We start from the raw sequence: 8,365 nt of genomic DNA on the forward strand, positions 1-8,365 counted from the left end.
TGTTAGAGAGTGAGCATCCCATCTATAATTAACATGGTGGACATCGGACTCCCCGGAGTCAGGTGAACAGACTCTAAAATACAGTGTTTCGATAAACCTGTCGGGTAAGCAGGAGTAAAATAACCTCAAACTGAGCGGACAACAGTTATCGGTCAAGGTTATTATTGCAGATAAAAAAGGGGTGCTGATTCTGCGGCAAACTCTCGTCGGTGAATTTGCTCCCATCTGGGAAAAAATAAAAATGAACTCATGTTCAATTACCTGATGAATAATAAGACAAGTGAGTGGGGTGCTGTTTTCCATGCGATTACTAATTAGACTTGTCTGAAAATTAGTCGAAAACCCTTTGAATCTTGGGGTTGACCTGTAATTTCTGGACTTGTCTAGTGATGAAGAAAAATTCAACAGGGGCGCTGACAAAAACGATGGTGTCGGGTTCTCAAGACGCTTGGGACAATAAACCTCTAGGCGGACGCTATCACGTTATCGAAAAACTAGGGGTCGGAGGGTTTGGTCAAACCTTCTTGGCGCGGGATATGCATTTGCCCGGTCATCCCCAATGTGTAGTGAAAAAATTAAAACCTCAAGTGAGTGATGAGGAGAGCTTGCAAACGGCGAGACGCCTTTTCCAAACAGAAGCTCAAGTCCTCTATCGACTGGGTAATCATGCACAGATTCCCCGGCTTTTGGCTCATTTTGAGGAAAATCACGAATTTTATCTGGCTCAGGAATATATTCAAGGGCAACCCCTAAGTAAGGAGATAGAAACCTCTGTGCCTTGGTCACAGGAAAAGGTGCTATCCCTCCTGCAAGATATGTTGCAGGTACTGGCATTTGTCCATGAACAGAATGTGATTCACCGTGATATCAAGCCAGCCAATTTGATGCGCCGCGCCTGTGATGGCAGAATCGTGCTGATTGATTTTGGCGCAGTGAAACAAGTCAGATGTGAGTCGCTCTCTCCGGAAACGGCACTGACAAATGTGACCATTTCTATCGGCACAAAGGGGTATATGCCCAATGAACAATTAGCAGGGAAACCTCGCTATAGTAGTGATGTTTATGCAGTGGGTATTATTGGGGTTCAGTTATTAACGGGGATTCAGCCGAAGCATCTTAGAGAAGACTCGGATACGGGTGAACTAAACTGGCGGCAATATGCCAAGCAGATTAGCTCAGAATTTGGGGAAATTCTGGATAAGATGGTGCGCTATGATTTTCGCGATCGCTACTCGACAGCAGAAGAAGCCCTGTTGGCATTCCAGAGTTTACCCACGACATTATTGGCAGCGGCGTCACCCCCCCAACCTTTAGCACCTGAGCCTGAATTGCCACCCCTAGTTGATCCACAAGCACCGACGGATCGGGAGAGCCAAAATTTCCCCCCTGATTCGGCCGAGACGCAGGCGTGGGAGGCGACGCCAACGGAATCGACGCCAACGGAATCGACTCTGATTGAAGTCCAAGAGTCGAATAGCGAATCATCCTCTAGCCAGACACAAGAAACAGCACGCACCCAAACCTCTCAGCCAAATCAGGGGCGGACTGATGTCACCGTATCCCTAAGTCAACCCCAGGAGTTTGAACCAACCGCAACGGTGTCAACAGCCTCTAGAACCTACGGATTTCGGCAATGGTTGATGCAGCCTTGGACAATCTTCGCGATCGCGATCGCGGTTAGTTCCACGGTTGCCATTACCCTGATTATACTCCCCTCTCAATTGAGCCAGAAGTCTCAAGTTGAGGATGTCCCGGTGGAAAGCCCAACCCCAACTCCCACTCCCACTCCCACTCCCTCGCCAACCCCTGAACCTACCGCCGAATCCTTGCTCTCTGAAGCAGAAGACTTAAGAAAAGCTGGAGACTATGAGGAAGCGATTGAGGTTTATGATCAAGCCCTCGCACTGCAATCCGACTTAGCCCCTGCCTATTGGGGACGTTGCTACAGTCTCAATGAATTAGGACAACCAGAACAAGCCTTAGTCGCCTGTAATGACGCCCTCGCCTACCAATCCAATTATGCCGAAGCCTTAGTCAGCAAAGCCGATGCCCTACGGCAACAAAACCAGATCATCGGTGCGCTGCAACTTTATGAACAGGTAAGTGAATACTATCCAAATTTTGCCCGAGGTTTGATTCGCTATGGCATAGCACTACAAGGGGTGGGACGTTCCGCTGAGGCAGTTCAAGCCTTAGATAAAGCCATTGAACTGGATCGTAACTCCGCCGATGCTTGGGCAACTCGTGGTGAGGCGCTGATGGCGTTAGGGCGCACCACGGAAGCGATTCCTTCTCTGGATAAAGCCCTGCAACTCGAACCCGATCATGAAAAAGCGGCTAGCCTGCGTGAAAAGGCGAGGGAAACATTAGGGCGTTAGGATAATACGGCAAGGGATAGGGGCGCTATGTAGAGACTCCTCATGCTACGTCTCTTAGCTGGGGGAGAAGAAAGTGAAGTACCCCAACTTGCTTCGCTCTTATTTGGGGCTTCCAACTCAAGTAGGCAAGGACGGTTTTATTCGTCTTCGGAGTTTCCCGTCTCATCCGCCGATGCCTCCAAAAGTTACCTCTCATTGGTCTTACTCCGCGTCCACAGGCAGTTGCCCGCCTCCCGCAGGCAAAATATTTTGTTAGTCCGCTTGGCTTTCACGGTTTGTGGTTAGTGTTCTAACCGAATAATGCCAATAGGCATCTTGCGCTATTCTTTTGGAGGACGCTTGCAAGCGAACGGTGGTCGAGTTCATTAACGCACAAGGACTACATCTCTATCACACCTGACTCAACCATCTGTCTTCCCATGCTTTACCATGTAGACCTAGGTGAGCTATTCTCATTGTACTACAAAAGTTTGGCGGTGAGGACAATTTGGAAATCTCCGTACCTCCGATTTCCCGCTGTCCATCCTCACCTTGCTATCGCTCCTATGTGAGGACTTCCGCGACTACGTTAAGGTAGATATCCCTTGATCAAAAAAGACATCAGATGTAGGGGCGGGTTTAGGGATAACATGAATAGACCAACCTCAAACTGCACAACAAAACCCGCCCTCATCCCAACCTGGCATACAGTCGATCAACCTCCAAGGGGACAACAAAATCCACCTGATTTTCAACCGCGATCGCACTGAAAAGCGTGCATTTTGGGAGCGCCTAAACCCTTGAGATACCGTAGCTTGGGCGTTTCCCACCAGCCTTCAATCAGTGGCATTCAGCTTAAAATAGTGCAATAGACTGTATCAGTTTTCTGGGCGCAAGCCTTGCGCCCCTACGAAAAACCATCGAATTCAGCGTTTCACACTACTACTCAGATTTTGCCACAATTGGAGAGAGAACTTTTGGGAGAAATCGTACAAGTGCGTTCAAACTATTACGGTATAAGGCTTGACGCTGGGTGCAGTACATCTGTATGGGGAAAACTTCAGTCTAAAGAAAGCGTAGGGGCGCAAGGCTTGCGCCCGATGTCGGATTGAGCTGACTTAAGCGTTGATCCTTGGGTTTCAACCCAAGGCGGTTGATGAGACAGGTGCAAGATGTAAGTGTAACCTTATTGATATCTAGATTGATAGTCTAGGGTATCGATTTGGATGTCTCAGAGGCTTTAATTTGCTGGGCTACGGCGGCTAACACCGCATCATGAATCGCCCCATTACTGGCAATAATCCCCTGATTGTTGAAAAGCTTAGTTCCACAGGCAAAATCTAAGGGTTTACCATGCATATCACTGACTCGTCCCCCGGCTTCCTCCAGGACAACTACACCAGCCGCATGATCCCATATATTTTGCCGTTTTGAGGACGCCAGGGGAAACGGTAAACGGATGTAAAGATCGGCTTCTCCTCTAGCAATGATGCCATATTTTACCATGGAATCAATCTGTAGGGAAGGGTTGATAAAACCAAGGGATTGAGTGATAGCCGCTTCCAATTCGGGGTTTCCATGAGAGGATTCTACGCTTTGAACTAATCGTAGAGATTCGATGCGATCGCATTCATTGACACGGATCGTCTGAGGTTGACCTCCGCCTAGGGGGATCAGGGTTGTCCCTTGTCCTTTTACTCCCACAAACACAACGCCGCGATCGCTCACGGGTTGGTTGGGATGAATCGGGATAGCCGGACATCCTAACACCCCCAGTTTCACCTCACCCGCTTCAATTAACGCTAAGGCGATCGCGTAATTGTCACCCCGGACATAACCTTTTGTCCCATCAATAGGATCAAGTGTCCAATAGCGATTCGCGACTTGACCCGTACCCCGATCAATCCAGGTGATAACGGTTTCCGGTGTCGCCTCAGCAATCTGAGACTTAACATAATGGGTGACACCTGTCAACTGTTGAGTCATGGCAGGTTGTCGCAATAAGCTAGAGTTTTCCTCTCCAACAACTGGATCACCAGGAAACGCCTCGGCTAATACCCGACATATAACCGCTTGTGTGCCAAAATCAGCCACAGTTACCGGAGAGCGATCGGGTTTGGTTAGGGTTAAGGCACCCTGTTCCCGACGAACTTGTTCACATAATTGAGCCGCAGCCGTTACAGCTTGGATGGCGATCTGTTTTTCTCGCTCGTAGGACATGGTTTAATGCTGAAATCCTATCTTGACCCCGTTAGTATAGGGGTTGTTCACTCTAAATAGGTTAAGGTATCAATAGTTATCGTTCTACTTCCTGAGCGTCTTGACAAGAAATGTCAGAATCAGCATCGGTATCAGCAGCGACAGCCAGAGTATTTTGGGATTTCGTTTCGTTCAAAGGGTTGGAGAAAAAGTCTCCCGTCTGAGGCGGTAACGTGGGGTCAAGGATAATTTCCGCCAAACTTTTCACTACCCCCGTCACCGGAATCGCCAGAATAACGCCCAAGATTCCGCCAATTTTAGCCCCCAATAACAAAGACGTTAGAATAATCACAGGCGATAAACCTGTTAAGTTACCCATAATTCGGGGCGCAATTATATTATCTTTGACCTGTTGCAAGGCGACAGATACTCCCAAGACTTCCAAGGCTAGCCACCAATCAATAAACGCGACGACAATCACCACGGTAGCAATTCCCAGAGTGGCGCCGACAAAGGGAATAACCTCCATGAAGCCGATAAAAACAGCAAACAGCAGAAAAAATGGCACTTGTAATACACGAAAGCCTAAGGTTAAAGTTGTTGCCATAAACAACCCTAGTAAGAGTTGACCGGATACAAACCGCTGAAGATTGCGTCGCAGTGCTTGAGTTAAGCTATCACGGATTTTGGCAGAAAAAATACTGGTAATACCACGCCATAGTCGCTCACCATCAATGAGCATGTAAAATGAAAGAACTAGGACTAAAATTAAGTCGATAAACCAGTTAAATGTCCCCACAACTAAGCCCAAACCCGTTGACGCGATCGCTTCGGCTTGAGCTTGGATACGAGCCAACAGTTGAGAGCCGAAAATCCGCACGTCAAACGGCAAATTATGCTCAATACTCCAAGCTTGAAAGTCCACCAATTGCTGTTGTCCTTGCTCAAGCAATTCGGGAAACCGAGTCACTAATTGCCGTCCTTGGTTAAATACAGGTGGTGCTAGCGTTAAGGCAATGAATACAACAAAAATGGCAGCAACTAAATAAACCAAAATCGCCGCCACTGTCCGAGGTAAGAAGGGTAGCAGCCCCCGAACGGCATAGTTTAGCAAAAACGCAATCAGAGACGCCGTGAGCAAAATACTAATGATTTCCCCCACATAACTCAGCCCACTCAGCGTCAGCCAACCTGTGACTAAAAGCAGCAGCCATGTGATTAAGAGTTTTTGAATCGGTGAAAATATAGAAGTCATCGCAGTTTTCTGGTTAGCAAAACCTGGCATCCACTATTATTAGGTCGCCATTGAGTCAGATAAGACCTAAAACTGATATTAGCAGGTTCTTGAGCAAGTTTGAGATCAGATGGAGCCATCCATTTTAAATCTTGGATTGTCGCCGCTTAGCTTTAGGGTGGGTTGCATCCTTTAGCATCCATAGACCAGCAAAAGTAATGCTATAATCTGGAGATATAATTCCGTTCAAAGCTTCTGATTATTCGGGCTAAACCCATGCAAGATCCAAAGAAGGTGCGTCATACAGCAAGCCAAACCTGGCAACTATTCAGAGATGTGGGACTAAAAGCTATTCCTATTATTCAGCTCAGAGAATCCCTTTTGAAAGATTCAAAGCTAACTCTAAACTATTTAGTGCTGATTGTTAGCTCCTGTTTAATTGCTTCATTTGGGTTACTCTTGAATAGTGCTGCGGTAATCATTGGTGCGATGATTATTGCCCCCTTGATGATGCCATTGCGGGGATTCTCATTTGCTACATTAGAAGGAGATTTGAAACTGCTGTGGCGAAGTTCTATTTCTATTTTTTCCGGAACAATGATGGGGATTGCTTGTTCATGGATAGTTGGCACAATTATCAGTATTCCTGACTTTAAAGAGCAAGTTTTATCCAGAACTCAACCCAATCTTATTGATCTTTTAATTGCTTTAGTCGCCGGCGGAGTGAGTGGTTACGCAAAAATTCGTCCAGAGATTGGTGATGCTGTTCCAGGTACAGCGATCGCGGTTGCCCTGATGCCGCCGCTTTGCGTAGTTGGACTTACACTCTCCCAAGCAGAGTGGGGATATACTCAAGGAGCTTTTCTGCTCTATATCACCAATTTGATTGGAATTAATTTGGCTTGTTTATTGGTTTACGTTTTTAGTGGTTACGCTCGGAGTAATGAAGTTACTAGAACCTTGAGTTGGGGAGTTTCTATGGGCTTAATTGGGTTGTTAGCCCTGCCTTTGGGGTTTAGCTTTGTCGAACTAATTCAGCAAGCGCAAGCGAATGACTCGATCCGGAATATTTTGGTGGAAAATTCCCAATTTAGCCGTTCGGATATAGAACTAATTCGGTCAGATATTGATTGGAATTATCATCCCCCTTCTATTACAGTTGTTGTTCGCTCGGTAGAGCCAATCACACCTCAAGATGTGACAGTATTGGAAGATTTAATCAAAACTAAGATTGGACGAACATTTAAAGTGGTGTTCGATGTTACAGCATCTACAAAAGTTGAATCACAAACGGAGTCACAAAAATCAAATAATTGACTCAGGAAAATTTACGGCTCATTTTCTCATTTTTGAGTTTCACATTTCATTCTGAAGATGGATAATGTTATAATTAAACTGTGATAGGGGGCTTTAAGGTTAAATTATTTGGCGTCATCGAATCGACTTCAAGTACCCCCAAGTTCTGAGTTATTCCCTCTAGAGGATAATTTATTTGTTAGTCTAATCAATAGATGGAGTTAGAGGGGGTAGCTTAGTTGTATTGACTAGTTACCACTACCTGAGAAGTCAAACGTCTCAAAAGTCTGTGGTCATGCCTAGGTTCAACCTTTTGGGCCTGTTGGGGGGTTGGTACATTCGCAGCCATCGGGGTGCCATGGAACAAGAGAGTACCGTTGACACTGAATCGGGTTAAATCTCTAATGAGTTGAGGACTGAATTAACTCTATGCTATAAATAGAGTCTTTGAAATCTTATTGGGTGGAGTAGATCGAGTAGAATGAAACAAGTGGGAACTCATCTGGTCGTTGACGCATGGGAAGCGCCTGAAGACCTTCTTAATGATCCTGAAGGAATCCGCCGCGCCTTGATTGATGCGATTTCTGTTGGAGAAGGAACTCTCATTGATTTATGTGTACACCAGTTTAGTCCCCACGGAGTCACGGCGACAGCGACATTGGCGGAGTCTCATATTGCTATCCATACCTGGCCCGAACATGGCTATTTTGCCGCTGATTTGTTTTTTTGCGGGTGTGGTAAGCCAAAAGAAGCCATGAAACTGCTACAAACAGCGCTCCAAGCCAAACAGGTGCGGATGAGGGAAATTGTACGCGGTTTTGATTTGATACCGGAAATTCAGGAGCGAATCGAAGATTCAGTCTATCAGATGGTGAGGTAAGGGGTTTTTTAAGATCATTTCTCAAAAAGGGCAAGGCTAATTCAACCTTGCTTTTTTTTTGGGAAAGCTTATAAATTGGTTATCACGAGACAAGCTAGAGTGGTTCTATAGGGTTGGGCGATTACCTGAGAGACGAGAGTTAGGGCATAGCGGTGTCATTAGAACTCCTCCGTTGTGGGAAACCCCGTGTCTTCAGACCGGGGAGGAACGCGCGTTAGCGGTTTAAGAAGCATACCCCTTTCGGGGTGGAGGGGTATGGTTGCCCCTCCAGTGAGGTATGGTTGCCTCAATCTCCTTTCGGGTAAAGTTAGCTTCGCCAATGTTATCGGTCGGTAACTATCCAAAAAGCACTGTTTCAGTGACCTTAAAACTGTTTAACTTTTCGGTTCTAGAGCAGTA

Annotated in this window: 6 protein-coding genes; 4 read left to right on the forward strand and 2 right to left on the reverse strand. The window is 46.4% G+C overall.

Translation table 11 applies throughout. From position 1 onward, the window contains the following. Positions 1-389 precede the first annotated feature (389 nt). Together RLO19_RS07280 and RLO19_RS07285 are read left to right on the forward strand one after the other, a co-directional pair. Positions 390-2,378, forward strand: a complete 1,989-nt coding sequence (locus RLO19_RS07280; protein ID WP_446355128.1) for a protein kinase domain-containing protein — start codon at positions 390-392, stop codon at positions 2,376-2,378. A gap of 42 nt (positions 2,379-2,420) precedes the next feature. Beyond that, positions 2,421-2,663, forward strand: a complete 243-nt coding sequence (locus RLO19_RS07285) for a hypothetical protein (protein WP_446355130.1) — start codon at positions 2,421-2,423, stop codon at positions 2,661-2,663. A gap of 903 nt (positions 2,664-3,566) precedes the next feature. Here RLO19_RS07285 and RLO19_RS07290 read toward each other — a convergent pair. Continuing rightward, a complete protein-coding gene (locus tag RLO19_RS07290) occupies positions 3,567-4,577 on the reverse strand; it encodes a 3'(2'),5'-bisphosphate nucleotidase (protein ID WP_446355131.1) in 1,011 nt (336 codons plus the stop codon). Positions 4,578-4,653: 76 nt separating this feature from the next. Continuing rightward, positions 4,654-5,811 (reverse strand): AI-2E family transporter, encoded by a 1,158-nt coding sequence (locus RLO19_RS07295; RefSeq protein ID WP_446355133.1) that lies wholly within the window; start codon positions 5,809-5,811, stop codon positions 4,654-4,656. A 255-nt stretch (positions 5,812-6,066) separates the two neighbouring features. On the opposite strand from RLO19_RS07295, the gene RLO19_RS07300 reads away from it, so the two are divergent. Together RLO19_RS07300 and speD are read left to right on the forward strand one after the other, a co-directional pair. Beyond that, complete coding sequence (locus RLO19_RS07300; protein WP_446355134.1) at positions 6,067-7,107, forward strand: DUF389 domain-containing protein; 1,041 nt, start codon at positions 6,067-6,069, stop codon at positions 7,105-7,107. A gap of 460 nt (positions 7,108-7,567) precedes the next feature. Next, on the forward strand, positions 7,568-7,966 hold the full coding sequence (gene speD, locus RLO19_RS07305; RefSeq protein ID WP_446355135.1) for an adenosylmethionine decarboxylase: 399 nt from the start codon (positions 7,568-7,570) through the stop codon (positions 7,964-7,966). Positions 7,967-8,365 lie beyond the last annotated feature (399 nt).

This window comes from Coleofasciculus sp. G2-EDA-02 (assembly GCF_040226375.1).
Classification (GTDB): domain Bacteria; phylum Cyanobacteriota; class Cyanobacteriia; order Cyanobacteriales; family Coleofasciculaceae; genus Coleofasciculus.